The sequence below is a fragment of the Hyphomonas sp. CACIAM 19H1 genome, from assembly GCF_003325995.1.
GTDB classification, from domain to species: domain Bacteria; phylum Pseudomonadota; class Alphaproteobacteria; order Caulobacterales; family Hyphomonadaceae; genus Hyphomonas; species Hyphomonas polymorpha.
Genome location: NZ_CP016437.1, coordinates 650,261 through 672,525, shown reverse-complemented (window position 1 = coordinate 672,525; position 22,265 = coordinate 650,261). Strand labels below are relative to the sequence as shown.

Sequence of the window (22,265 nt, the reverse complement as noted above, 5' to 3'; positions counted from 1 at the left end):
CCCAGAAATACACACAAACACGGCGAAAAGGTGGTCATTCCGCCGCTTCATCGAGCGGTCTGAGATCGGCGTCACTGGCGCGAGGCAGGATCACCTCTGCCTTGGTTCCCCGGCCCGGTTTCGAACTCAGGCGCAGCTCACCGCCATGCAGCTCTGCAAACCGGCGCACGACCGACAGGCCAAGCCCGGTCCCGGCCTTGGCGCCCGTCGCCTGCGCAAAGGGCTGGGTGAGGCGGGCAAGATCGTCGGCGGGAATGCCCGCGCCCCTGTCCTGAACGCTGAGGATCGCAGCTCCCCCCTCAATCCGGGTTTCCAGGGTAACGGTCTTGCCATTGCCGGAATACTTGATCGCGTTGGAGACGAGGTTCTGCCAGATCTGGCGCACAGCGCGGGCGTCAGCCTCCGCCCAGGCCTCGCCTTGGGATTTCAGCTTCAGCGTTACCCCGGCGCGGTCAGCGTGACCTTTCAATTGGCGCATGACGGACTCTGCGGATGCCGACAGATCCACTGGCTCGGGATCAAGGCGGGGTTGGCCAGCCTCGGCGCGGGCCAGGTCGAGTATGTCGTCGACCAGTAGCAGCAGGTCCGTACCGCTCTCATGGATGATTGCCGGATAATCCGCATACACCTCGGGCATCGGCCCCATGAGTTCTGCCTGCATGATCTCGGCATAGCCCAGAATGGCGTGCAGCGGCGTACGCAGGTCATGGCCCAGAGAGGCGAAGAAGGCCGTGCGCCTTTTCAGTTCTTCCTCGAAGTCCGCGCGCGCATCCTCCTGAGGGTCGGGCAGCCCCGCCGGCGGCGCGAAGAGGAGTATCGCTGCGCCGCCAGAACTGGTCTCGGCGGCAATCAGAACACGCTGCCCGGAAATCAGCGTGGCTTCCCCGGTCACGCGTGCGCCCGGCTGAGTAATATCGCCGGGCAGCCCGCCTGGTTCGAAAAGGGTGGTCAACGCCGCGCCCGGCCTCAAGGCCCGCAGCCCGAACGTGTCCCCGGCCGCGCCGCGCAGGCGGCCTTCCGGCGTCACATCCAGCAGCGCGGCGCCATGTCCGGGCAGAGGCGGCACCATCGGGCGGGCGGGGGCCGCAGCATGGTTGGAGGTTTCCGGTAGCGCAGGAGCGTCTGGTTGGAGTTTCTGTTGGAGTTTTTCTGCCAGTCCGGAATGCACCAGCATCCACACCATCAGCGCGGAAACAACGAGCCCGGAAAAGGCAAATGGAACCGCTACGGCCCCGGCCCATCCGGCAGGCTGAGGCACCCAGCCAAGGGCCCCGCCCACCAGCACCAGGAACAGGGCGAAGGTTGCAAAAACCCCCGCTTCGGCGGCCATGCGGCGGGCGCCGGCCAGAAGCCCGGCCAGAGGCGCCGCCAGTAGCAGTATGGTTAAGGGAGAAGCGCCCCCACCGGTCAGAATCAGTCCGGCAAGAGCCACCACCGTCCAGGCAATCACGACCAGTCCGCGCCAAAGCGAATCACCTGCCGGAACGAGGCTTCCCGCGATTCCGGGCACGCTCGCGGTAACCATGACCGCAAGCACCGGCCACAGGGGCGCACCTGCGATCAGGCCCGCAAGCCCGCTGCCGCCGCACAATGCGAGCCAGGCAACGTGAACAAACTGTAATCGCTTCTGCGACATACGGGGGTCCAAGCGTTAACACCCCAGAGAGATTTATTAGGCATTTTCTGCCAGAACGATCACCTGCTGTATTTGTAATGTGGCAAACAGACAAGGCGAGGTTCCCCCGTCAGGGAAGTTAAGGCATCACTATCGCGTGTCGCGTGAGGGAGAGAGAAACATGGCTGCATTGCGGGTTTTCGCAGCGGTTCTGGCAGTAGCTGGGCTTGCCGGCGTATCGATAGCTCAAGGCAAGGACCCGGTCTCGGAAAAGGCCGCCGTCTATATGACCTACCAGTCCGACGCAGATAAAGTCGGTGGTAAACCTTTCAAATCTTCGGGCGACATTGATGCCGCCCTTGAAACGCTCGGCTCCTACAATGCCGATCAGCTGACGCGGGGCTGGATTTCCTACTCCGCCCTGGTCGCCTCGCAGGATCCCGATTTCCGCGCCAACGTACGCGATATCGAGGCCTTTTATGGCCGTGACCGTGTGGTCAACAGCTTCGCCACCGGTGGGGGCTATGCCCGCTCGCTCAAAGGCGGTGACGATGCGGTCGGTTCTGCGATCGCTGTGACAGATGAAGATCTCGCACGGCTTTATTCCAACGCTGCCATCGTCAAGGAGCAAGGTTATTCCCTTCAAGGCTATGGCTGGGCCAAGTCGCGCATCCGCGATGGCAGCCGCCGCGCGGAAAACGTCAAAGTGCTGCAAGGCAAAGGCCAGGCGGCCGACAATCTTATCCTCGCCGCCCTCGTCGCGCCCAGCGCCACGCCGCTTTCAGACACCAATGCAGCCGGCGTGACGACAGCCGTTGCGACCGCATCTGATGTGGCAACGGCCGTACGCCTGCCCACCTTCCTCACCGGTAGTTTCACCGGCGGCAAGAAGAAGGTGAAGTATGGCAAGGAGCCGGTGGCAAACCAGATCGCTTCGGTGGCTGCGCTGCGCATTCTGGGCGCCGACGCGGTTGAAGAAGCCAAGCTCAGCCGTGTGATGCTGGAGCCCAGCGTCCAGAGCTGCATGAAGATGCAGAACCTTCAGCTGCAAGGCTGCGTCGCCGGCGTGGGTCAGGAGTTTGAGGTTCCCCACTGCATCAGCCAGCACGCGCTTGCCGAAATCGCTGACTGCCTCGGCGCCGTTTACAAATAGGCGCAAGCTGCAGATTTTCATTGAACCCCGGCGCAGCGCCTGCGCCGGGGTTTATTTTTTGCCCCGCTTGCCCCAGATGACGCCGATGAGCATTCAAGACGCCGCCGCCGACATCCGTGAAGAATTCTCCTGGCTGGAGGATTGGGAGGCTCGTTACGCCCACATCATTGATCTGGGTAAGCAGAACCCGCCGCTGAACGCCGAGGAGCGCACCGAGGAGAACAAGGTGCGCGGCTGCGCCTCGCAGGTCTGGATGGTCACCCGGATCGAGAATGGCCAGATCAAGGTGCGGGCCGAATCCGATGCAATGATCGTTTCCGGACTGATCGCCCTGCTCATCCGGCTGTATTCCGGATCGGACCTGAAGGAAGCGGCGGCCTTCGATGCGGAAAGCTTCCTCGACGAGATCGGCGTCAAAGGCGCGCTGACAGCGCAGCGGTCGAATGGGCTGGCCTCAATGCTGGCGCGCATCCGGCGCGATGCCGGGGCCGCGCTGGCAGGCTAGCGCTTTCAGCGGGCCGCCCTGACGGCAAGGTCATAAGCCGCAATCAGCGCCATCAGCGCAGAGAGGGCTGTCTTGCAGGCCTCCGCCTCCGCCAGCCCCGCCTCCCGCGCAAAGGCTTTCGCGGTGCCTGAATGGATTAGCAGGCTTTCGAGCTGACGAAACCGATCCAGCCCGATGGCGGCCTGCAGCGCGGTCAGGCGTGAGAGCGCCGTCTCCGGCCCCGCGCCGGGCGGCCTGCGCTCACCGGGCCTCGCCGGGGCTGCTGACGCCTGGCGCATATCGACCTGGAAACGCTGGCTTGCGGCCTTGAGCCTCGCCAGGTCGGCGGGCTTGCTGATGAAGTCAGCCATAATCGTATCGAACAGGGAAACCGGCTTCTGGCGGCGCCCGCCTTCCAGCAATCTGGCAGGCGGGGGAATGGCAGCCCGCGCAGGGGCGAGCCGCTCTATTGCGAGAAAGCGCCATGGCCTTTGCGGGTCAGCATGGACCGCGCCTTCGTCTTGCAGCCGCCCGGCAATCAGCGGGGAAAGACTGCCCGCCGCTGACAGCCGGGCATCCTGGCTCCGATAGGCCCGCCACTGTCCGCCGCTCTCGATCAGCATGCCGCCGGCCCCGAGCACGCGGCGAACCTGCGTTTCGCTCAAGGCGCGCAACCTCGCCCGGCTCATACCGCCGCCTCCGCAGCCCCCAGCAGGACAACCGACTGGATGCCGCTGGAAAGCTGGTCGATCCAGATGTCGAAATCGGCGTCTTCCCGGTAATCCTCAATGATCCGGCAGGCATGGGAAATGGTAGAGCGGTCCCGGCCGAAGGCGCGGGCAACCCGCGCCAGGCTCATTCCGCAGGCCGTGTGCGTCAGATACATGGCAATATGCCGGGCGCGCGCGTGGACCGGATTTCCACGCTCTTCCGACAGAACAGCCTCGGCCTTCAAACCAAGTGCGTAAGCCACCAGCGCCCCTGCCAGATAGGCCCTGTCTTCATCTCTTTGGGGATTGAACTCCGCCATTCACCACTCCTCTTCGGTTATGAGGAGATCATAACCGAGACGGAGAGGTGTAGGATAACTTTCCTATTCCGGCAAGCAAGCGCCCGGAAAATGCTGGGGATCAGGCGGCAAAGCGCGATCTGGGATGTTGGATAAGCCGGTCATCCTTGGGGATGGTCCGGAGCAAGCGGCGGCTTGGCAGGAGCTCGTCATGGCACAGAACCTGGCTGAGCGCGCCATCATCACCCACCAGCGGTAAGCGGAGCCAGGCATGGATACGCCCGCCGGTCTCGATGATGCCGCCCACCGGCTCGCCCCGCTCCAGCGCGGCTGATAGTCCGAGAGCATAACACTCGCCATGAGCTCCGGCGATTTCAGTCAGGCGCATGCCCCGCACCTCGACACCGAAAATCTCGCGCAGCCTCGATCCGGCGATCCGGAACCGGCATTCTCCCGCCTCATCCACTTCGACGATTGAAATACAGGCCAGCGCGCTGCGCAGGGCGCCGGGATCGATATTGTCCCGTGCAACCCGGCCCTGGCCATCACGGCGCGATTGCCAGTGCTGGATCAGCACTTCCTGAGCATCGGTGATGCCTGCAAAAACATTCTGTTGACGCATGACTGCCGCCCCCGCGGTGATTCGATAAGAATCACCTATCGCGCGAGTAGACTCCGGGATCAAGAGTCAACGAAGGAATTTGTTAACATAGATTAGCGAAATATTTCATTTCGATTTCGCAACGACCCACGTTTTCTTGCGCTATGCTTAGCGTTCTTGCCGGCCGAGACCCATTTTCTTGGCCAGTTTTGAACGTTGCGCGGAATAACCTGGCGCCACCATGGGATAGTCTGCCGGCAATCCCCACTTCTCGCGATACTCATCCGGCGACATGTCGTATTTGGACCGCAGGTGGCGCTTCAGAGATTTGAATTTCAGCCCGTCTTCCAGGCAAATCAGATAGTCGTGCTGGATGGATTTTTTCACCGAAACCGCCGGTTTGAGCCGCTCCGGTTCACTTACCGGGTCGCCGAGCTCCACAAGAGAGCGGTGAACATTGCGAATCAAATCCGGAAGTTCAGTCGTTTGCACCGCATTATTCCGGACATACGCAGCCACGATTTCTGTAGCATATACAACGAAATCGTTCGACCTGACCGATACGTTCTCTTCTTCCGGCATACCCAGCACCCCATCGATTACTTGGGAAGCGTATGTCACCTCTGACAAACGTCAAATACAGAAATTCCGACACTGGCTGCCGGACTGCTTCCATTGAGGCTTTATTGCACCAGTGAGAGTAGGTTCGAATGGAAAAAATCGGCCAGCCAAGATGAACCGGCTGGCCGTTTTGTTATCCCGCTATGCCGACAGGAAAGACATCAGCAGTACGGCCGCCAGGATAACGGCGGTCCAGATGGATGCCCCGCCGGACAAGCCGCCCCGCGCGATCTCGCCACGCGGACTGAAGGCAGATTCCAACCGCTTGTAGGCCCGCTCCGACAACCGCGTGAACAGAGTGGACGTTGCCGGCCCCATCTTGCCCCAGACGGTGCCCGACCATTGGACAAAGCCATAGCCGGCCTTGCGGTAAAACCAGTCGGTATCGAGGATCGTGCCGGGCTTCTCGGCCGGATAGAGCGCGAAACGCTTGAGCAGGATGAAGGCGAAGGTGGCCAGCACCAGAAGCTGCATCTGGGTCAGGATATGTTCCAGCGTGAAGGGCTGGTAGCTCGAGGCCTCGATCGGATAAGGCAGGAGACTGTAGAGCCACTGATAGCCAAAGCCCGGAATGATCGCCGGCAGGCCGACAGCGATACACAGGAACGCCGCCATCCCCATGGCCAGAAGCATGTTGAACGGCGCTTCCTTCACCCGCTTGCCGCTGTCATGGCCGAAGAAGGCAAAATACGGGATCTTGATGCCTGAATGCTCAAGCACACCGGCAGAGGCAAAGAGCAGCATCAGCCAGACAACCACCATGGCGGGATCCGACACGCCTTCATAGGCCACCGCGCTCATCGTCAGCGACTTGGCCACAAAGCCGGAGAATAGCGGGAAGGCCGAGATCGACAGGCCGCCGATGATACAGAACAGCGTCGTCCAGGGCATGGAGCGGTAAAGCCCGCCCAGTTCCGATGCCTTGGTCGTCCCCGTCCGGTAAAGCACCGCGCCCATGCTCATGAACAGCAGGGCCTTGTAGATGATGTGGGCAAAGGCATGCGCGCTGGCGCCATTGAGGGCGAGTGCATTGCCAACCCCGGCTGTGCCCACGCCGATGGCGCAGATCATGAAGCCGACCTGGTTGTTCAGCGAATAGGCCAGAACCCGGCGCAGATCGTTTTCGATCACCGCGAAGAAGACCGGGAAGACGGTCATGATCGCGCCGATCCAGATCAGCGCATCGAAACCTGGGAACAGGCGCGCGAAACCATACACCGCAAGCTTCGTGGTGAAGGCAGACAGAACCACCGCTCCGACCACGGAGGCCTTGGGGTAGGAATCCTGCAGCCAGTTATGCATGAAGGGGAAGGCCGCCTTGATGCCGAGCGCGATGAAAATGTAGATCGCACCGGGATCGCTGAAGCTCTGAAAGGCTTCAAGTGACAGCGTGCCATTGTACCGCCAGACATAGGACAGGCCATCCAGCAGGATCACGCCCGACAGGATCTGGATCACCAGATAGCGCATCGAGGCAAAGTAGGCCGCACGCGTGCCTGCCTGCAGGATCAGGAAGACCGAAGTGATCGCGGTGATTTCCCAGAAGACGAACAGCGTCATCAGGTCGCCGGCGAAACTCGCCGAAACGGCCGCGCCGGCATAGGCCAGCGCCATACCGTCCTGGCGGGGATTGTTCGTGTGCAGCGCATAGATGGCGTTCAGCAGCGACGCGATGAGGAAGGCGAGGCCGAAAATGAAGTTCAGGCTGTCGACGCGGTAGAAGCTGAAGGTAATGTCGAGTGCTTCGGCGGTCAGCAGGTCCACTTCATGCGGCGCCATTACGAGCAGCGCGATCGCGGCGATGGGCGTGCCAACGGTGAGCACCTGGCGGACCTGGCGGTATGGGATGAACAGGGCGGCGATGCCCACAAGGATCATCAGCCAGCCGGGATTGAGGGCAGCAAGCCAAGCCGGCATCATTCTTCTCCCTCAAACGCTTTGGGTTCGCCCGCATTCAGGCGGTCAGCAATAGCTGGATCGATATCGGCGGGCGGGCCGCTGAGATCGCCATAATAGTTTTCGTCGCGGCGCAGCAGCTTGCCCAGCGGCCAGCCCATCAGCACAACGAAGGAGAAGGCCGCAAAGCCCCAGAGGGCGTAGAAGCCCACTGCATTGGCGATCCCGATCTTCTCATGACGGGGCACAATCAGGTCCAGCAGAACCAGAATGATCGACAGGGCCGCCATGCCCCAGAAGATGATCCCGCCAATACCCTTCTTCTCGGTCCAGCCAAAGAGAACGCGGGACATGGGATGGATACCGTCGTCCGGGGTCCGGCTCATGGCATTGACCTTTTCGGCCGCCGTTTTCACGAAGCGGCCAGACGTATCCCGTACGGGAGGGGTCGTGTCGTTGCTCATGGCAGCGCGGCCTCCTGAACTGTGGTTGTGGCCGCATCGAGCGCGGGGGCCAGGAAGTCACCCATCGGATCGACCAGCAGGAAGAGGATGAGGCAGAGGAAGGCTGTGAACAGCGGCGCTGCCACCGTCAATGCGGGCGCCCCGCCCGGCCGTTTGAACTCCTTCACCGGAGCTTCCGGCGGCGGCGGCATCAGCGCCAGGATCGGAATCGGCAGCAGATAGGCAATGTTGAGGACCGACGATGCGATCAGGATGAACGGCACCCAGTCTGCCCCGCGGTCGACCGCGCCCTGCATCAGCTCATATTTCGGCCAGTCCCCGGCAAAGGGCGGCACCCCGATGATCGACAGAGAGGCCATGAAGAAGGCGATGAAGATCAGCGGCATCTTCCGGCCGAGGCCGCGCATGTCGGAGATGTTGGTGAGGCCCGTGGCCACATAGATGGCGCCGGCGCACATGAAGAGCGTGATCTTGGCGGCGGCGTGGGCAGCGATCTGCAGCGAACCGCCCATGAAACCGGCCTTGTCTGCCAGCATGGCGCCGAGCGTGACATAGGCCAGCTGCGCCACCGTCGAATAGGCAAGACGCGCCTTGAGATTGTCCTTGGTCAGCGCAATCAGCGACGCCACCACAATGGTGATACACGCCACATCCATCAGGAATTCGCGGGAAGGCGTCGCATTCAGCAAGTCTGCGCCGAAGATGTACATCGACACCTTCAGCACCGTGAACACCCCTGCCTTCACGACGGCCACCGCGTGCAGCAGCGCAGAGACCGGCGTTGGCGCGACCATGGCGTTGGGCAGCCAGAAATGGAACGGCATGAGCGCCGCCTTGCCGATGCCGAACACGAACAGCAGCAGCAGGGCGCTGGCCACGGCCGGCGAGATCTGGACATTCGCCAGAAGACCGCCATCGACAAAATCCAGACGCTGACCGGCCACGAACCAGGTCCACATGATCGCTGTCAGGAAGAAACCGATGGAAGTGCCAAGCAGGGTCAGCAGGTAGATGCGTGCGCCGCGCTGGGCTGCGGCATCTCCCTTGTGGGCGACCAGGGGATAGGTCGACAGCGTCAGCACTTCATAGAAGATGAAAAGCGTGAACAGATTGCCCGCAGAGGCAACGCCCATGGCGCCGCAGATGGCAATGGCAAAGCAGATGTAGAAACGCGTCTGGTTCCGCTCGCGGTTCCCGCGCATGTAACCGATGGAATAGAACGAATTCACGATCCAGAGACCGCTGGCCACGACTGCAAACAAGGCGCCGAGCGGTTCCAGCTTGAACGCAATCGCCAGCCCTGGCGCCGCCTGGCCGACAAACAGTTCCGGGCGCGCCCCGGACGACACCAGCGCCGCCAGCTGGATCACCACGGCAAACAGCGCAATCGATCCGACAATCGTGACGCCTTCCCGGATGTTCGGGAACTTGCCCATGGCGGCGATGCCCGCCGCGATCAGCAGTGGCAGGATAAGGACCGCCGCAATGAGGGTTTCCGGGTTCATCGGAACGCCTCCACACCAAGGGCAGCCACCGCCCCGTCACGGGCAAGACCCAGCGGGAAGTCGGCGGCGATGCCGAAATAAAGATTGGCGAGCGCCAGTATCCAGAGCGGCACAAGGATCAGCAGCGGCGCCTCCTTATGGGTTTTGCGCGGGTTGAGCGGCGGCTGGAAGAAGGCCGCCTGAAGAATACGGCCGACATAGAAGACAGCCAGGAAGCTCGAGAAAACGACGAGCAGCACCGCCCACCACCAGCCCTCGGCAAACAGCGCGTAGCCGAGCTGCAGCTTCGACATGAAGCCCGCCGTCAGCGGCACACCAATCAGCGAGAGACCGGCAATGGCAAAGGCCGTCATCGTCCACGGCGCCGTGCGGCCAAGGCCGGCAAAGTCGCGGATCGTCGTACCCTGATGGGTCATCACGATCCCGGCGATCGCCATGAACAGCGCGCCCTTCATCAGGGCGTGATTGAAGAGGTGAAGCAGGCCCGCAGCGACACCGGGGGCCGTCGCCAGCGACACGCCCAGCAGCATGTACCCGACCTGCGCGACGGAGGAATAGGCCAGCACACGGCGCACATCGGTCTGGAACACAGCCTGGAAACTGCAGATCACCATCGCCGCTATTCCGAGCGGCGCGAGCACCCAGGAGAAACTTGCCAGTTCGAAGCTGTATTCAGGCCGGAAAACGGTGAACAGGAACCGCACCAGAGCGTAGAGCGCCACCTTGGTCGCCGTTGCCGACAGGAAGACGGTAACGAAGCTCGGGCTGTAGGAATAGGCGTTGGGCAGCCATTGGTGGAGCGGCCACATTGCCGCCTTCAGGCCGAGGCCGACAATGATGAAGGCGAAGCCGACCTGGACCGAACGATTGTCAGTCAGCGCGGGCAGACGATCTGCGATATCGGCCATGTTCAGCGTGCCGGTGGCCGCATAGAGGAAGCCGATGCCAACAATGTAGAAGCTGGCGCCCAGCGTTCCCATGATCAGATAGTTGAAGGCCGCCGGCAGCGCGCGCCGGTCACGCCGCGCCCCCATGGCAACCATCACATAGGTCGCCAGCGAACTGATCTCGAGGAAGACGAAGAGGTTGAACGCGTCCCCGGTGGATGCCACGCCCAGGAGGCCCGACATGCAGAGCAGGAAGGCCGCATAGAACATGCCGAGCTTGTTGCGATTGCTGAGCTCGGACGTGATCGTCGGCCAGGAAAATACCGAAGCCAGGAAACCGATACCGGTCACCAGCAGCAGGATCATCGCATTCAGCGCATCGGTCCGGAACTCAATGCCGATGGGCGGTGGCCAGCGGCCGATCTCATAAGAGAGTATTCCCGTCGGCGAGGACTGCACCAATGCCAATGTGACGATGGCCAGGTAGAAGGAAACGCCCGCCGTCAGCACGGAAATAAGCCAGGCTGCGCGCCCGTTGGGCAAGATCGCCACGAGCGGCGCGATCAGCATCGGCACCGCAACGAGCAGCACCGGCGCGTGCGCAAGCGCCCAGGCGGGCGCGGAGGTCAGCACGGATTCCAGCGTCATGCCGAAGCCTCTTTGATGTCTTTGTCTGCTTCGAGTTCCTGGGCGAGCGCGGTTTGCATGTCGATCTCGCGAACCTCATCAGCTTCGATGGTGCCGTAAGCTTCACGGATGCGGACGATCAGCGCGAGGCCAAGCGACAGCGTGGCGACACCGACGACGATGGCCGTCAGCATCAGAACGTGCGGCAACGGATTGGAATAGGCGTGATGCAGGTCTGCAAACCGCTCGCCTGTCGCCGCCAGTAGAGAGTCAGGACCATTCACGCCATCATGTACGGGGTCGGAATGATAAGGGGTATCTTCCGGCAGAAGGATCGGCGCCGTTCCGCCGCTGACCTTGGCAAGCGACACATAAAAAAGGCAGATCGTCGTCTGGAAGATCGACAGGCCGACAAGGCGCTTGATGAGATTTTCTGCAGAAAAGGCGATATAAAGGCCGATCATCATAAGACAGATGATTGCCCAGTAGCCTGCGCGTTCGAGAACAAATTCGACCATGGCTTACCAGTCCTCGTCACGGATTTCAGCCACGCGGCCGGCCAGCGCGTAGAAGATGGTAATCATCGCGCCGGTGACCGCAAACAGCACACCCAGTTCCACGATGATAATGCCTGCATGCTGACCGTCATGACCGCCCGGAGGCTCGCCAAACAGCGCCTGGTATTCGAGGAACAGCCCCCCCTGCATCATCGACCAGAAACCGACGCCGACATAGATCAGCACACCAACGGCAGCCAGCGTCCGGGCGAATACCGGCGGCACAGCGCGCATCGTAGTAACGAGGCCGAATGTCAGCGAATGAAGGATGATGGCAACGGCCAGCACCACGCCAGCCTGGAAGGCCCCGCCCGGCCCCACTTCACCATGGAACTGGACGTAAAATCCGTAGATCACGATCAGCGGAATGAAGCACTTGCCTATGACGCGCAAAATCACGTGATGATCACTCTTCATGATGCATCGCCCTCTTTGCCCTTGCGCTTCTTGTTCCGCAGCGTTTCGGCAAGAGACCGCTCGCCAAAGCCCAGCAGCATGGCAACGGCCAGACCGGCAACAAAGACCACGACCGTTTCGCCCATCGTATCAAAGCCACGATAGCTAGCCAGAACCGAGGTCACGACGTTCGGAACGCCCGTATCGAACCAGTTCACATGCACATAGGTCATGCCCGGTCCGGTATTGGCGGGGGAGTTGGGATCGCCGAGGCCCGGCAGGTCGACGGTTGCGTAGATCAGCATGGCAGCGGTGGCGCCGCAGACCAGGAACGGGCCGAGTTTCGACAGCGGCTTCTCCGGCTTGGCGGTCCGTGCCGTCAGCAGCATCGCCCCCAGAAGCACCGCTGTGGACATGCCCGCCCCAACCGCTGCTTCGGTATAGCCCACATCGACAGCATCCACCGCGATATACCAGGCCGCGGAGACGAGCGAATAGACGCCCGACAGCATGACGATCGCAAACAGGCTGCGCAGCCTTGCAATGGCAAGCGCCACAATGAACAGGATGGCCAGAAGCGTGATGTTGATCAGCAGCGGGCCGGCATCTGCCGTAAACAGCTCCCTCATGCTTCGTCCTCCGGATTAGCAGCACCCACCGGGCCAATCCGCGGCTGCAGGCCGGCCACATGCGCGGCATTCACCAGCGCATGTGAAGCTGTCGGGCTGGTGAGGAACAGGAATATGAAAATGCAGAGCAACTTGACCAGGACAAGCCAGTTGGGCGCCATCAGCGCCATGCCGATCAACAGCAGCGCGGCGCCGGATGTATCGGTCACGCTGGCCGCGTGAAGGCGGGTGTAGAAGTCGGGAAAGCGCAGCACACCGATGGCGCTGACAATGCAGAGAAACCCGCCGGCAAGGCATGCCAGCCCGCCCAGCGGATGACGCAGGAACTCCCAGAAATTTCCAATGTTCGCAAGGAATTCGCCCATGTCATTCACCGCCTTTGGCAGGATCAACCCGCCGGGCAAGAGGCACCTGGAAAGAACGGTAGCGGAAGAATTTCAGGATCGCGATCGTGGTGACGAAGTTGATCAGCGTGTAGATCATTGCGATGTCCAGAAAGTCGGGCCGGCCCATCACATAGCCGAGCAGCCCGATGACCAGCACGGTTTTGGTGCCGAAGGCGTTGACCGCCAGAATGCGGTCATAGAGCGTCGGCCCCATCAGCGCGCGCACGAGCAGAAGCACCATTCCGATCAGAATGGCGATCAGAGCAGCAGCGGTCATACACGGCCCTCCTTCGGGTCGCAGGCGGCGGCACAACGTTTGTCCATTTCGATGAAGCCCTCCGGCTCCGTGCCGGACTCGTAGAGCCCGTGCACGAGGAGCTTGTCCCCTTCGATCTCCACAGTCACCGTGCCCGGCGTCATGGTGATCGAGTTGGCGAATGTCACTCGGGCGAGGTCGGTCTTGCAGGTGGTTTTGATCTTCGCGAGCGTGGGAGTGATGTCGAGATCAGCGCGCAGGCACGCCCGGATCACAACCCAGTTCGACTTCACGACTTCAACCGCCAGCCAAGGATAATATTTCATCAGCTGAGGCAGCCGCACATACGGCGCGCCTTCGCGATCGATGATGTCCAGCCGGTAAGCCAGTATCATCGTCAGCAGCACCGAGGCGCCGCCAAATCCGAGCATCAGCGGCTTGTAGTGGCCCGAATTACCGAGCCAGAAAGCCACCAAGGCCGCCAGTAGTCCCAAGAAATACGCCACAGCGCCCCTCAGCTCCGACCGATCCCAATTTGGTGAACGACCCACCTAAAGGGCGCGGGCCCGCTTGAAAAGCCCGTTCGCCCCGAAAAAGACACTAACGCCCGAAGACGAGGCGGGCGGTGCGTTGTGCGGTCGAGAACGCAGCCTCTTCATTGGCGGGCTCTCCCAAGGATTGGGCGTGGCGTAGCGCCGCAGGCGAGTAAGCCGAGGACAAAGCCCAGTTCCAATACCGCAGTGTTGTCTGCGCCTTGAGCACCGAAAGGACCTCATATGTTTCCGCAACCAGTTGGAATTGCGGATGAGGCATGCCGGGGTCTAGCTCCAGCGGACGGCGTAATGCCGTCCACAGCATCGCGAGATATTCGCGCTTCAGACCGGTTGCCTTGCAGAGCACAGCCAAGGCTTCCCCGCCCGGATCGGACAATATCTTGGCGGCCGTCACCGGCTTGATGCCTGAGAGATACCCGATCTCCTGGGCAATCTTGGCTTCCATGCCCTCGCTGGCCGCAGCATGAACCGCGTCTTCAAGACTCTCATACGGGCTGCGCTCAATCGCAGCGCGGTTGCGCTGGCGCCTTTCGATCAGCTGCAGCGCCTTGCGCGTGACGGGATCCTGCCAGCCTTCTGCCGCTGCCATTTCAAACACGTCCGAGCAGAGGGAGATCATCTCCTGACGCTCGGCCGCATGGCGTGTCAGTATCTTCCGCCGCGTGGCGGCATCTGCCCACCAGAACATCGCCATCGCATGAGAGGGCTTCAGTTCGATCCGGTCAGCCAGCAGCGGGCAATAACCGGGCTCGTCCCGGGAAGCGGCGATCAGCCTGTCCATGGTCGTCTCGGCGAAGGCCGCTGTCCGGTTTGCCAGCAGCTCGCGCACGACATGAGGCTCACCCACATCTGAAATGGCAGCGGTGACGGCCACAGAGAGGTTGCGCCGGCGGGCCACCGCCAGCCTGTGTTCGGGGGTAGTCTGCCGGACGATCTCCGCAAGGTCGCAATCGTCGAACGCCTCGCTTTCTTCCAGCAGAGGCCGCGCGACTGCAAAGTTCGACTGGGCAAGATACCGCAGGAGCCGCCGGGGCGCCTCACGGCTGCCCGCCAGGCGCGCGGAACACATCACACGCTCGCGCTCGCCGGCATGAAACAGCATATCGAGCAGAATATCGCCGGCCATCTGCCGGTCCTGCGGCGGAATGCGGGACGCCGGCATTGAGACAACATCCAGTATCCGGCGGAGAAGCGCTTCCTGAGCAGCCCCTACCGGCAGATGTGTCCTGGATTCTGTGGCGTCAGCCATGCGCAAACCTCGGGCAGCGCCCGGCAGATTTGCATCAATTGATTAATGAGAAATGGAGCCAGGTTTACGCTTGCCGCCAGTATTGAGCAGGCGTCAGCACCCGGCTGGTGCGCGACCGCCCCGGGTGCACGACCAGCAGCAACAGGCTGAGCGCCAGCAGGATCACCGCCACCAGGAAATGGGTTCCGCCGTCAAGCGTCCCATCCGGGAGGGTAATCTCCCGGCCCAGCCAGGGAGAAAGATGCAGCGCAACGCCGGTGCCGAAAATCAGCACGGCAATCACGGCCCCCAGCCGGCGGCTGAAGGGCAAAAGGATCAGGATCGCCGCCACAAGCTCCAGCAGCCCGGCAACAAACCGGCCAGCCGGCTCGAACAGCGTGATCCCTGATTTCTCGGCCAGCGCGGCGAACACGGCGTGCTGCCCCGGCGGATCGAAGAATTTCACGTCTCCTGCAACCGGTGCCGGCCAGGGATGCAGCGTCAAATGGAGGAACATCGCCGCCAGAGCCAAGGCGATGCCCCAGCTGACCGCGTACCGGAACGTCCGCATTGGAAGAGACCTCACCCACATGGTTTACAAGTCATAAAAAACCTATCGGCACAGTCCTGCCTTTGCAACCATGCCCGGCTGCTGCTAGCGGTCGGGTTCCATTATCGGCAGGTTTGTATGAGTATGCGCCGCGTGGGGACCAATCAGTGACAGAAGACGCCGGAAAAGACGCCGAAGAAACGCGCGCGCAGGAAACCAGCCCGGCCGCCGTGGATGCGACCGTCAACGTGACGTCACCGGTCAGCGGCGTCAGCGAAGCGATTACCGCCGGCGCATCCTTTCTGGTAACCGCCACCAACTGGCGGGCCAGGAAACTGCGCCGCGGCGTGAAGATCGAACTGCCCGCCTATCTCGGTGTCCAGTGCAGCTGGTTCATGGCGTTCGGGCTACAGCTTGTCCTCTTTCCGTACCTGATCACCGGGCGAAACCACCTGCATCTGGACGGCCTCGCGCTCGGTCTTGCCAATATGGCCCTGTCGGCCCCGTCAGTGGTGTTCCTTCTGATTGGCGGCGTGGTGGCAGAGCGCGCCGATGGCCGCCGCCTGCTCATCCTGCTTCATCTTCTCGCTGCGGTGCCATCCCTCTTTCTCGCTTTGGCTGTGTCACGCGGAGAGCTGAGCTATCTGGCAATGATCTTTTACGCGCTGGCCATCGGCACCATTGGCGCCTTCATGATGCCCGCGCGCGACGCCATCGTGAATGAAGTGGTCGAGCGGCGGATGCGCGTCGGCTCAAGCGTGACCCTGCAGCTGGGGGTGACGCTCGCCACCATGGCGCAGTTCCTCGCGCAGATCGGGGGGCTCGTCCTGGCCGGCTATGCCGACAAGGCGACCCGTATGCCGCCCTGGCTTGGCGGGTTCTCGGTCGGCCCGATTTCGGCCAGCACCCTGCTGATTGTTCAGGGCATCGCGCTGGCCTGCGGCGCAGGCTTTGCCCTCTTCATGGCCCGCGGGCGCCAGGTGCGCACAGGCCGCAAGGGGCTCGGCGCGGCTGTCGGAGACATCCTCGATGGCGTGAAAGCCGTGCGCAGCGATGCAAAGCTCTCGGCCATGACGCTGCTGATGTTCGGTGTCGGCGTGTTCGTGATCGGGTCTTTCCTGGTCGTGCTGCCGATCATCAACCGGGATGTCTACCATTTCGGCTCGTCCGGTATCCGGGACATGTTCGTCACCTTCTGGATGGGCGCCTTTGCCTCGTCCGTCGTGCTGGCGATCTTCCGCCGCATCAAGCGCCAGGGCCGCCTGCTGCTGACTGCCCAGTTCATCGCATCTGCCGGCATGATCCCGATGCTCTGGGTAGTGCCGCACTGGGCATTCCTGATGATCGTGTTCATCTGGGGCAATGCGGCGGGCATCTCCATCGCCATGAGCCGGTCGATCGTCCAGGACGCAGCCCCAAAAGAGAAACTCGCGCGCGTCCTTTCCATTTACCAGCTCGGCTTCATGGCAGGGGCCCCGTTCGGCGCCGCGCTGATGGGGCTGCTGGTCGACCTCTTCGGCCCTCAGAAGATCGCCGTGGTGCCTGCCGGCGGCATGATCCTGCTGATCCTGTGGATGGTGTTCTTCACGCCTGTCTGGAACATGAAGGGGTCTGCCTGGGTCGCCCATCATGAAGGCGGCAAGTAGCAGGCGGGCAGGATGACAAGGCGCTGAAACTCGCCTAGCGATGGGCCCATGAGCCACATGCCCCGCGCCACGGTCCTGACCGGTAATATTGCCGATAATTGGAGGACGCTTGATGCCCTGCATCCGGGCGCAACCACGGCAGCTGTCGTCAAGGCAGATGCCTATGGCCTGGGCATCGCGCGGATTGCGCGCGCCCTGCGGATTGCCGGCTGCCAGACATTCTTCGTGGCTTATCCGGAAGAAGGCGCCGCTGTCCGCAAGGCGGCCGGCAAGGCGGCCCGCATCTTTGTGCTGAACGGGCCCATGCCCGGCCGGGATCTCGCCCTTTACCGGGACGCAGATCTCACAGCCGTCCTTTCCAGCGAGGCCCATGTCCTCCTCTGGAACAATACCGTGCAGGGCTCCTGCGCCTTGCAGTTCAATACCGGGATGAACCGCCTCGGCCTGCCCACAGACCTTGGCGAGAAGGAACTGGCCGGCCTGCGGCGGCTGCAGCCGGTGCTGGTGATGAGCCATCTTGCCTGCGCCGATGAGCCGGACCATCCGATGAACGCGCAGCAGCGCAAGGCCTTCAACGAAGTGGCTGATGCCTTCCCGGACACCCCCGCCAGCCTTGCCAATTCCAATGGCTGCTATCTGGGCAAGAAGTTCGCTTACGACCTGACCCGCCCCGGTCTCGCCCTGTATGGCGGCACCCAGCCTCCGGCAGGGATCGATCTGAAGACCGCCGTGATCCTTGAGGCCAGCATTCTCTCGGTCTTCACCGGGCGCGCCGGCGGGCATGTCGGCTATGGCGCCACTCATACGCTGACCGAGGACCGCCTTCTGGCCACCTGCAGCCTTGGCTATGCCGATGGCATACCCCGCTCCGGCGGCGGCCAGATGACCGCCTGGCTGGGCGATCTGCCGTGCCCCGTCCTGGGGCGTATTTCGATGGATCTGATAACGATCGACATCACGGGCTGCACCAAGCAACCGAAAATCGGCGAACGGGTTGAATTTCTGGGCGAGAACGCCAAACTCGAGGCGCAGGCATCTGCCTGTGGCACGCTGGGTTACGAACTGCTGACAGGCCTTGGCCCCAGAGTGCAACGTGTTTACCGCTGAGGCCTGACCATGCAGAATCCCTTTCAACTTATTGGCCGGGCTGTGCTTGGGCTGTTTGCCGAGATTGGCCGTCTTGCGGTGTTTTCCGCGCAGGTCATGGGCGCTGCCTTCACGCCCCGCTGGTATGGCGGCCAGATCCTCAGCCAGATGGTGAAGATCGGCTTCTACTCCCTGCCCGTGGTCGGCATGTCGGCCGTGTTCATCGGCGCGGCCCTCGCGCTCAACATCTATGAAGGCGGCAGCCGCTATGGCGCCGAACAGTTCGTGCCCAGCATCGTGGTGCTGGGTATCACCCGCGAACTTGGCGTCGTGATCACCGGCCTGATGCTGGCTGGCCGCGTGACCGCCGGTATCGCCGCCGAAATCGGCGCGATGCGGGTCACCGAACAGATCGACGCGCTGGAAACGCTCTCCGCCTCCCGCTTCCGCTATCTCTATGCCCCGCGCTTCATCGCGGCGCTGATCACCCTGCCGATGCTGGTGGCACTGGCAGACATCATCGGCGTCATGGGCGGCTGGCTCGTCAGCGTCTACGGCCTCGATTTCGATTCCACCGTCTACCTGCGCAACACGCTCGACTTCGTCACCCGGAACGACATTCTCGCCGGCCTCATCAAGGCAGTCGTCTTCGGCGGCGTGATCGCGGTCATGGGTTGCTATCAGGGCGACCGCAGCCAGGCAGGCGCCACCGGCGTTGGCCGCGCGGCCACGCTCTCGATGGTCGGCGCAGCGGTGCTGATCCTTGCCTTCAACTACATCATGTCCACCATCTTCGTGGAGATCGGCCTGTGACAGCTTCCCTGCTCAAACTTGAAGGCGTCGAGAAATCCTTCGGTCCCAAGAAGGTGCTGCGCGGCGTCGATATAGATGTCGCCCCTGGCCAGAGCCTCGTGATCATCGGCGGCTCGGGCTCAGGCAAATCCGTGATGCTGAAAAACGCGCTCGGCCTAATGTCTCCCGACGCTGGCCGCATCGTTTTCGATGGGCAGGACGTGACGAACGCCAAGGGCAAGACCCGCGAAGCCATGCGCGCGCGCATCGGCATGCTGTTCCAGGCAGGCGCCCTCTTTGACTCGCTCACCGTCTGGGAAAACGTCGCTTTCCGCCTCATCAATTCCGAAGGCATGAGCCGCAGGCAGGCCAAGGAACGCGCTATCGAGACGCTGAAGAAAGTGCGCCTTGGCGCCGATGTCGGCGGGCTTTATCCGGCGGAGATTTCCGGCGGCATGCAGAAGCGCGTCTCGCTCGCCCGCTCGATCATTTCCGAACCCGACCTCATCTTCTTCGACGAGCCGACGACCGGCCTTGATCCGATCACGGCAGATGCCATCAACGACCTGATCCTGGAAATGGTTCGCGGCCTCGGCGCCGCCGCCGTGACGATCACCCATGACATGGCCAGCGCCACCAAGATCGCCGACGAAATCGCCATGCTGCTCGACGGCAAGATCATCTGGCGCGGCCCGGCGAAGGATGTGTATGCCAGCGGCAACGAATACGTGGATCAGTTCGTGAACGGACGAGCTGAAGGGCCGATCCAGCCGGCGATATGACCACTTTGCGTTAGTTAGCCAAACTCTGCATTCTCTTTGCCGCTCTAGCAATCAAATCCACGACATCGTTCGGAATTTCGTTGGGTTTGGTGCGATAAGAATAAAATTGCGTAATCGCATCATCGACCAACTCTGCAAGAGGCAGCCCCATCATATCGTCCTGCCAAAGCAGATACACGTGCTCACGCAAGTCAGTCTTTCTCAAGCCCTGATATTTTCTTTTTCTGCGACCATCCGTAATCTGACCAATCAGCGCATCGACAGCTTGTCTTATCTGCCCAAAGGATGCAGAGGCCCTTGAGAACGCTCCCGCCTCTTTGCCTGCGTGAGCCTCAACTTCTTGAATTTCTTCTTCTGATGGCGCATCTTTGGGAGAATCGCTATGACGCGCCAACTGCTCTTGTACAGCTGTCTTCTTCTGCTGCTCCGTTTGTTCAGCCACGCGCCGAACGATTCTTCCACCGACAACAGCACCCACTATAGTTGCTATTGCGGTAATTGATGTTCCGGTAGCCTGAGAATTTAAAAGCTCCCAAAGAGTTAAATCGGTTGGAATACCCCATTCCATTTTTTCTTATCCCCAACAGTTTTTTTTATTAGCTAAACACTAATGAGATTCACATCAACTTAAAAGAGGGCACTTTCCTTTATTCGGATCGCTGAAGTTTATTCAGCAATCCCCGGTCTTATAATTCTATTGAGGGCACGCTCCACGCCCTTGCGTCTGTACGCAATAACGTACATATTCCCTGCATGCCCAATATCACCGACGCCATCTCCATCACCGAAGCGCGCGCGAACCTGAAGAAGGTGATCGACAGCGTAATCGACGATCATGCGCCAGTTGCCATCACGCGGCGGGGCGCAGGCGCCGTTGTTGTCTTGAGCCTCGAGGATTACAACGCCCTGCAGGAGACCATCCACGTCCATTCCCAGCCGGGCCTTGCCGAATACATGAAGGACATCGACGCCGGAAAGATCAAAGGCGGCGTAACCGTACCTAAAGGCGTGCTTCAGAATTTCGACTCCCTCGAAGACCTTTTCCGCTGGATCGACCGTGAACACGCTCCTGACGCCAAAAGCGCTTGAGCATCTCGCCTGGTGGATGAATCATGATCCGCGCACCGGCCGAAAGGTGCTGCGCCTGATCGAGGAATGTGCCCGCTCCCCCTTTGAAGGAACGGCCAAACCGGAACCGCTAAAAGGCGATCTTTCCGGCTGGTGGTCCCGCCGAATTACACAGGAACACCGCCTGATCTATAAGGTAGACGGCAGTGGCGAGGATCAAAAGCTCATCATCGCCGCTTGTCTCGGCCATTACGACGACTGAACTGCTACCGCCCCAACCGCCCGCCCCATCGCCAAACACGCCGTCAGCAGATAGCCGCCTGTGGGCGCATCCCAGGCGACCATTTCGCCCACACAATACGTACCCGGAATATCTTTCAGCATCAGTTGCGCGTCCAGCGCGTTCCAGGCGACGCCGCCGGCGGTGGAGATGGCAGTATCCATCGGGGCGGTGCCCGTCAGCGTGAGGGGCAGGGCCTTGATCAGGCGGGCGAGCGCGTCTGGCTCTCTCGGCGGCGCCCCGCGCGTCACCTCATTCACCAGCGCGGCCTTCACGCCGTCGAGCTTTGCCGCCTTCCTCAGGCGGTTTGATGCGGACTCCTTCGGGCTTATCCCGCCCAGTCTCGCCGCAAGCGCCCCTTCCTCCGTATCCGGCAGAAGATCGACCAGCAGCGTCGCCGCGCCCCGGCCCGCCAGTTCCTGCCGGAGCGCCGCCGAGAGCGGATAAACCGCCCCGCTCTCGATGCCTGCCCGCGTGATGACGAAGTCGCCCCGCTGCGCCTTTCCGCCCGCGCTCAGCGCCACGCCCTTCACAGGCGCGCCTTCCTGCGCCGCCAGCATCCGCGCAGACCAATCCACAGTGAACCCGCAATTGGACGGCGCAAACGGCTCGATCTCTACCCCGCGCGCGGCCAGAATGTCCGCCCACGCCCCATCTGATCCAAGGCGCGACCAACTTGCCCCGCCCAGCGCCAGAATGGTTGCATCTGCCTCCACGCGCGCTTCGCCCTCAGGCGTATCGAAGACCAGTGCGCCGCAATCGTCCCAGCCTCTCCAGCGATGACGCGGATGCAGCGTGGCGCCGCCCGCGCCCAGCCGCGCCAGCCAGGCACGCAGCAGAGGTGAGGCCTTCATGCCAACGGGAAACACGCGGCCGGAAGAGCCCACATAGGTTTCGGCCCCGAGCCCTTTCATCCAGCGGATAATCTCCGCCGGGCCGAACGCCTCCACCATCGCCGCAAGCCGGCCGTCCGGCGCAGTATACCGGGAACGGAACACGCCCTCGTCTTCGGAATGGGTGATGTTGAGGCCGCTCTTGCCCGCCATCAGGAATTTACGCGCCGGGCTCGGCATCGCGTCATAAATGGCAACGCGCGCGCCCCGTTCCAGCGCCGCTTCCGCCGCCATCAGGCCCGCCGGCCCCGCCCCGATGATCGCAACCCGTTTCATCCCGCCCCTTTAGCGGGCGGGCGC

The 22,265-nt window shown here is 62.0% G+C and carries 27 protein-coding genes; 8 read left to right on the top strand and 19 right to left on the bottom strand.

Going from position 1 to position 22,265, the window contains the following annotated elements; translation table 11 throughout:
• Positions 1–34 precede the first annotated feature (34 nt).
• Entirely contained in the window at positions 35–1,636 is a 1,602-nt protein-coding gene (locus BBF93_RS03275; protein WP_162786382.1) for a sensor histidine kinase KdpD, read from the bottom strand.
• 160 nt (positions 1,637–1,796) lie between these two features.
• Here BBF93_RS03275 and BBF93_RS03270 point away from each other — a divergent pair, with 160 nt between their 5' ends.
• Both BBF93_RS03270 and BBF93_RS03265 read left to right on the top strand, forming a co-directional pair.
• Complete coding sequence (locus BBF93_RS03270) at positions 1,797–2,768, top strand: hypothetical protein (RefSeq protein WP_035593374.1); 972 nt, start codon at positions 1,797–1,799, stop codon at positions 2,766–2,768.
• 85 nt (positions 2,769–2,853) lie between these two features.
• Positions 2,854–3,273, top strand: coding sequence for a SufE family protein (locus tag BBF93_RS03265; protein ID WP_114106980.1), 420 nt, complete (start codon positions 2,854–2,856; stop codon positions 3,271–3,273).
• A gap of 5 nt (positions 3,274–3,278) precedes the next feature.
• Here the strand turns inward: BBF93_RS03265 and BBF93_RS03260 are convergent, their stop codons facing one another.
• The 16 genes from BBF93_RS03260 to BBF93_RS03185 form a co-directional block, all read right to left on the bottom strand.
• Entirely contained in the window at positions 3,279–3,941 is a 663-nt protein-coding gene (locus BBF93_RS03260) for a hypothetical protein (protein WP_114104934.1), read from the bottom strand.
• Complete coding sequence (locus BBF93_RS03255; protein ID WP_114104933.1) at positions 3,938–4,282, bottom strand: helix-turn-helix domain-containing protein; 345 nt, start codon at positions 4,280–4,282, stop codon at positions 3,938–3,940. Before BBF93_RS03255 ends, BBF93_RS03260 begins: the two co-directional genes overlap by 4 nt.
• A 100-nt stretch (positions 4,283–4,382) precedes the next feature.
• Positions 4,383–4,883 carry a PAS domain-containing protein gene (locus BBF93_RS03250; RefSeq protein ID WP_114104932.1) on the bottom strand — a complete coding sequence of 167 codons (501 nt, stop codon included), beginning with the start codon at positions 4,881–4,883 and terminating at the stop codon, positions 4,383–4,385.
• Between the two features lie 147 nt (positions 4,884–5,030).
• Positions 5,031–5,444: a MucR family transcriptional regulator gene (locus BBF93_RS03245; protein ID WP_035593659.1), complete on the bottom strand. Its 414-nt coding sequence runs from the start codon at positions 5,442–5,444 to the stop codon at positions 5,031–5,033.
• A gap of 180 nt (positions 5,445–5,624) precedes the next feature.
• Positions 5,625–7,400 carry a Na(+)/H(+) antiporter subunit D gene (locus BBF93_RS03240; protein ID WP_114106979.1) on the bottom strand — a complete coding sequence of 592 codons (1,776 nt, stop codon included), beginning with the start codon at positions 7,398–7,400 and terminating at the stop codon, positions 5,625–5,627.
• Positions 7,400–7,843 carry a hypothetical protein gene (locus tag BBF93_RS03235; RefSeq protein WP_051612131.1) on the bottom strand — a complete coding sequence of 148 codons (444 nt, stop codon included), beginning with the start codon at positions 7,841–7,843 and terminating at the stop codon, positions 7,400–7,402. The genes BBF93_RS03240 and BBF93_RS03235 overlap by 1 nt, the downstream gene beginning before the upstream one ends.
• A complete protein-coding gene (locus tag BBF93_RS03230) occupies positions 7,840–9,348 on the bottom strand; it encodes a monovalent cation/H+ antiporter subunit D family protein (protein WP_114104931.1) in 1,509 nt (502 codons plus the stop codon). Before BBF93_RS03230 ends, BBF93_RS03235 begins: the two co-directional genes overlap by 4 nt.
• Positions 9,345–10,883: a monovalent cation/H+ antiporter subunit D family protein gene (locus BBF93_RS03225; protein WP_035593368.1), complete on the bottom strand. Its 1,539-nt coding sequence runs from the start codon at positions 10,881–10,883 to the stop codon at positions 9,345–9,347. Before BBF93_RS03225 ends, BBF93_RS03230 begins: the two co-directional genes overlap by 4 nt.
• Positions 10,880–11,380, bottom strand: a complete 501-nt coding sequence (locus BBF93_RS03220; RefSeq protein ID WP_035593366.1) for a cation:proton antiporter subunit C — start codon at positions 11,378–11,380, stop codon at positions 10,880–10,882. Before BBF93_RS03220 ends, BBF93_RS03225 begins: the two co-directional genes overlap by 4 nt.
• A 3-nt stretch (positions 11,381–11,383) precedes the next feature.
• Positions 11,384–11,836 carry a Na(+)/H(+) antiporter subunit B gene (locus BBF93_RS03215; protein WP_035593363.1) on the bottom strand — a complete coding sequence of 151 codons (453 nt, stop codon included), beginning with the start codon at positions 11,834–11,836 and terminating at the stop codon, positions 11,384–11,386.
• The gene (locus BBF93_RS03210; protein WP_035593361.1) at positions 11,833–12,444 is read right to left on the bottom strand and encodes a DUF4040 domain-containing protein; all 612 of its coding nucleotides are present in this window, start codon (positions 12,442–12,444) and stop codon (positions 11,833–11,835) included. The genes BBF93_RS03215 and BBF93_RS03210 overlap by 4 nt, the downstream gene beginning before the upstream one ends.
• Entirely contained in the window at positions 12,441–12,809 is a 369-nt protein-coding gene (gene mnhG, locus BBF93_RS03205) for a monovalent cation/H(+) antiporter subunit G (protein ID WP_035593359.1), read from the bottom strand. Before mnhG ends, BBF93_RS03210 begins: the two co-directional genes overlap by 4 nt.
• 1 nt (position 12,810) lies before the next feature.
• A complete protein-coding gene (locus tag BBF93_RS03200) occupies positions 12,811–13,107 on the bottom strand; it encodes a monovalent cation/H+ antiporter complex subunit F (RefSeq protein WP_035593356.1) in 297 nt (98 codons plus the stop codon).
• Positions 13,104–13,559 carry a Na+/H+ antiporter subunit E gene (locus BBF93_RS03195; RefSeq protein ID WP_233349251.1) on the bottom strand — a complete coding sequence of 152 codons (456 nt, stop codon included), beginning with the start codon at positions 13,557–13,559 and terminating at the stop codon, positions 13,104–13,106. Before BBF93_RS03195 ends, BBF93_RS03200 begins: the two co-directional genes overlap by 4 nt.
• Positions 13,560–13,686: 127 nt before the next feature.
• The gene (locus tag BBF93_RS03190; protein ID WP_035593352.1) at positions 13,687–14,889 is read right to left on the bottom strand and encodes a DUF2336 domain-containing protein; all 1,203 of its coding nucleotides are present in this window, start codon (positions 14,887–14,889) and stop codon (positions 13,687–13,689) included.
• Between the two features lie 64 nt (positions 14,890–14,953).
• Complete coding sequence (locus tag BBF93_RS03185; protein WP_233349250.1) at positions 14,954–15,439, bottom strand: hypothetical protein; 486 nt, start codon at positions 15,437–15,439, stop codon at positions 14,954–14,956.
• A gap of 146 nt (positions 15,440–15,585) precedes the next feature.
• Between BBF93_RS03185 and BBF93_RS03180 the strand changes: the two genes are divergently transcribed.
• The 4 genes from BBF93_RS03180 to BBF93_RS03165 are packed head-to-tail and all read left to right on the top strand — an operon-like array spanning position 15,586 to position 19,724.
• Entirely contained in the window at positions 15,586–17,064 is a 1,479-nt protein-coding gene (locus BBF93_RS03180) for an MFS transporter (RefSeq protein WP_233349249.1), read from the top strand.
• Positions 17,065–17,112: 48 nt separating this feature from the next.
• Positions 17,113–18,171, top strand: coding sequence for an alanine racemase (alr, locus tag BBF93_RS03175; RefSeq protein ID WP_084324081.1), 1,059 nt, complete (start codon positions 17,113–17,115; stop codon positions 18,169–18,171).
• 9 nt (positions 18,172–18,180) lie between these two features.
• Entirely contained in the window at positions 18,181–18,963 is a 783-nt protein-coding gene (locus BBF93_RS03170; RefSeq protein ID WP_114104930.1) for an ABC transporter permease, read from the top strand.
• Positions 18,960–19,724, top strand: coding sequence for an ABC transporter ATP-binding protein (locus BBF93_RS03165; protein WP_035593348.1), 765 nt, complete (start codon positions 18,960–18,962; stop codon positions 19,722–19,724). Before BBF93_RS03170 ends, BBF93_RS03165 begins: the two co-directional genes overlap by 4 nt.
• Positions 19,725–19,734: 10 nt before the next feature.
• On the opposite strand, the gene BBF93_RS03160 is transcribed toward BBF93_RS03165, so the two are convergent.
• The gene (locus BBF93_RS03160; RefSeq protein ID WP_162786381.1) at positions 19,735–20,292 is read right to left on the bottom strand and encodes a hypothetical protein; all 558 of its coding nucleotides are present in this window, start codon (positions 20,290–20,292) and stop codon (positions 19,735–19,737) included.
• Between the two features lie 185 nt (positions 20,293–20,477).
• Here BBF93_RS03160 and BBF93_RS03155 point away from each other — a divergent pair, with 185 nt between their 5' ends.
• The gene (locus tag BBF93_RS03155) at positions 20,478–20,813 is read left to right on the top strand and encodes a type II toxin-antitoxin system Phd/YefM family antitoxin (RefSeq protein WP_114104928.1); all 336 of its coding nucleotides are present in this window, start codon (positions 20,478–20,480) and stop codon (positions 20,811–20,813) included.
• The gene (locus BBF93_RS03150) at positions 20,782–21,054 is read left to right on the top strand and encodes a Txe/YoeB family addiction module toxin (RefSeq protein ID WP_114104927.1); all 273 of its coding nucleotides are present in this window, start codon (positions 20,782–20,784) and stop codon (positions 21,052–21,054) included. Before BBF93_RS03155 ends, BBF93_RS03150 begins: the two co-directional genes overlap by 32 nt.
• On the opposite strand, the gene BBF93_RS03145 is transcribed toward BBF93_RS03150, so the two are convergent.
• Positions 21,042–22,241 (bottom strand): TIGR03862 family flavoprotein, encoded by a 1,200-nt coding sequence (locus tag BBF93_RS03145; protein ID WP_114104926.1) that lies wholly within the window; start codon positions 22,239–22,241, stop codon positions 21,042–21,044. The genes BBF93_RS03150 and BBF93_RS03145 overlap by 13 nt on opposite strands.
• Positions 22,242–22,265: the final 24 nt, after the last annotated feature.

Bases quoted from the DNA above. Each gene is read 5' to 3' on its own strand.
- mnhG (WP_035593359.1), bottom strand. From the start codon at position 12,809: ATGGGCGAATTCCTTGCGAACATTGGAAATTTCTGGGAGTTCCTGCGT.
- BBF93_RS03155 (WP_114104928.1), top strand. From the start codon at position 20,478: ATGCCCAATATCACCGACGCCATCTCCATCACCGAAGCGCGCGCGAAC.
- BBF93_RS03190 (WP_035593352.1), bottom strand. From the start codon at position 14,889: ATGGCTGACGCCACAGAATCCAGGACACATCTGCCGGTAGGGGCTGCT.
- BBF93_RS03260 (WP_114104934.1), bottom strand. From the start codon at position 3,941: ATGAGCCGGGCGAGGTTGCGCGCCTTGAGCGAAACGCAGGTTCGCCGC.
- alr (WP_084324081.1), top strand. From the start codon at position 17,113: ATGAGCCACATGCCCCGCGCCACGGTCCTGACCGGTAATATTGCCGAT.
- BBF93_RS03270 (WP_035593374.1), top strand. From the start codon at position 1,797: ATGGCTGCATTGCGGGTTTTCGCAGCGGTTCTGGCAGTAGCTGGGCTT.
- BBF93_RS03245 (WP_035593659.1), bottom strand. From the start codon at position 5,444: ATGCCGGAAGAAGAGAACGTATCGGTCAGGTCGAACGATTTCGTTGTA.
- BBF93_RS03185 (WP_233349250.1), bottom strand. From the start codon at position 15,439: ATGCGGACGTTCCGGTACGCGGTCAGCTGGGGCATCGCCTTGGCTCTG.
- BBF93_RS03160 (WP_162786381.1), bottom strand. From the start codon at position 20,292: ATGGAATGGGGTATTCCAACCGATTTAACTCTTTGGGAGCTTTTAAAT.
- BBF93_RS03170 (WP_114104930.1), top strand. From the start codon at position 18,181: ATGCAGAATCCCTTTCAACTTATTGGCCGGGCTGTGCTTGGGCTGTTT.
- BBF93_RS03255 (WP_114104933.1), bottom strand. From the start codon at position 4,282: ATGGCGGAGTTCAATCCCCAAAGAGATGAAGACAGGGCCTATCTGGCA.
- BBF93_RS03275 (WP_162786382.1), bottom strand. From the start codon at position 1,636: ATGTCGCAGAAGCGATTACAGTTTGTTCACGTTGCCTGGCTCGCATTG.
- BBF93_RS03265 (WP_114106980.1), top strand. From the start codon at position 2,854: ATGAGCATTCAAGACGCCGCCGCCGACATCCGTGAAGAATTCTCCTGG.
- BBF93_RS03250 (WP_114104932.1), bottom strand. From the start codon at position 4,883: ATGCGTCAACAGAATGTTTTTGCAGGCATCACCGATGCTCAGGAAGTG.
- BBF93_RS03225 (WP_035593368.1), bottom strand. From the start codon at position 10,883: ATGACGCTGGAATCCGTGCTGACCTCCGCGCCCGCCTGGGCGCTTGCG.
- BBF93_RS03145 (WP_114104926.1), bottom strand. From the start codon at position 22,241: ATGAAACGGGTTGCGATCATCGGGGCGGGGCCGGCGGGCCTGATGGCG.
- BBF93_RS03210 (WP_035593361.1), bottom strand. From the start codon at position 12,444: ATGAGGGAGCTGTTTACGGCAGATGCCGGCCCGCTGCTGATCAACATC.
- BBF93_RS03200 (WP_035593356.1), bottom strand. From the start codon at position 13,107: ATGACCGCTGCTGCTCTGATCGCCATTCTGATCGGAATGGTGCTTCTG.
- BBF93_RS03240 (WP_114106979.1), bottom strand. From the start codon at position 7,400: ATGCCGGCTTGGCTTGCTGCCCTCAATCCCGGCTGGCTGATGATCCTT.
- BBF93_RS03215 (WP_035593363.1), bottom strand. From the start codon at position 11,836: ATGAAGAGTGATCATCACGTGATTTTGCGCGTCATAGGCAAGTGCTTC.
- BBF93_RS03230 (WP_114104931.1), bottom strand. From the start codon at position 9,348: ATGAACCCGGAAACCCTCATTGCGGCGGTCCTTATCCTGCCACTGCTG.
- BBF93_RS03235 (WP_051612131.1), bottom strand. From the start codon at position 7,843: ATGAGCAACGACACGACCCCTCCCGTACGGGATACGTCTGGCCGCTTC.
- BBF93_RS03220 (WP_035593366.1), bottom strand. From the start codon at position 11,380: ATGGTCGAATTTGTTCTCGAACGCGCAGGCTACTGGGCAATCATCTGT.